The sequence below is a fragment of the Massilia sp. UYP32 genome (assembly GCF_050434365.1).
Taxonomy (GTDB): domain Bacteria; phylum Pseudomonadota; class Gammaproteobacteria; order Burkholderiales; family Burkholderiaceae_D; genus Telluria; species Telluria timonae.
Genome location: NZ_JBNDIK010000074.1, coordinates 1 through 1,101 on the forward strand (window position 1 = coordinate 1; position 1,101 = coordinate 1,101).

Annotated in this window: 1 protein-coding gene; it reads left to right on the top strand. The window is 54.2% G+C overall.

Annotated elements, in window-relative coordinates:
- Positions 1 to 128 precede the first annotated feature (128 nt).
- On the top strand, positions 129 to 1,101 hold a 973-nt coding region (locus tag ABIB42_RS25910; RefSeq protein WP_005667707.1), incomplete at its 3' end, for an IS481 family transposase.

A 1,101-nucleotide genomic window follows, 5' to 3' on the forward strand; every position in this document is an offset into this window, starting at 1 on the left:
TGTTTAGTGCCGTGCGATCATATTCCTCGTCGTAGCTGGCCTTTATTCCGAGCAAAGGCTATGCTGAACGAGTTGATTGCTGGGTTCAGCAATCCCGGAATTTCAAAGCACCAGGAGCAATTTGCAGCATGAGTTCACGCATTCACCCGCAAGCCCGAACTACACCGAAAACGCGCCAAGAGATCAAGGACTCGGGCCTGTCAGATCGCCAGGCGGCCAAGGTCTTCAATGTCAGCCGGGCTACCGCCAAGAAGTGGCTCAAGCGTGATGATGTACAGGACCGTTCCCACCGTGCCCATGTCCTCAAGACCACCCTGAGCGCAGCGCAGGAAGCGATCGTGCTTGCGCTGCGCCAGTCGCTTTATTTGCCATTGGACGATCTTCTCTTCGTCACCAAGCAGTACATCAATCCTGACGTCTCTCGCTCAGGTCTTGCCCGCCTTTTGAAGCGCGAGGGCATGTCACGTCTTGAAGATGTCATCCCGAAAGCTGAAGGCGAAACGATCGCGCCGAAAAAGACGTTCAAGGATTACGAACCAGGCTTCGTTCACATCGATATCAAATACTTGCCCCAGATGCCTGACGAAACCTCGCGTCGCTATCTGTTCGTCGCGATCGACCGGGCCACGCGATGGGTTTTCATGCACATCTATGGCGACATGACGGACAAGAGCAGCGTCGATTTCCTGCGTCGGCTCAAGCTTGCTTCACCGATCAAGATCAGCAAGATACTGACAGATAACGGCTCTCAGTTCACTGACCGCTTCGCTACCAAGGACAAGAAGCCGAGCGGCAACCATGCCTTCGATGTGGCTTGTACCGCACTGCCGGCAGAGCATCGCCTGGCACCGCCACGGCACCCGCAAACGAATGGCATGGTAGAGCGCTTCAACGGACGAATCAACGAACTGCTACAGCAAACCCGTTTCGACAGCAGGGCTGATCTGGAGGCGACCTTGATGAACTACTTGAAGCTCTACAACCATCATATTCCGCAACGCGCCATCGACAGCAAAACACCAATTCTGGCGCTCAAAGAATGGCAGAAAAAGCGCCCCGAATTATTTGTCAAACGGGTTTATGAACAGGCGGGACTTGACA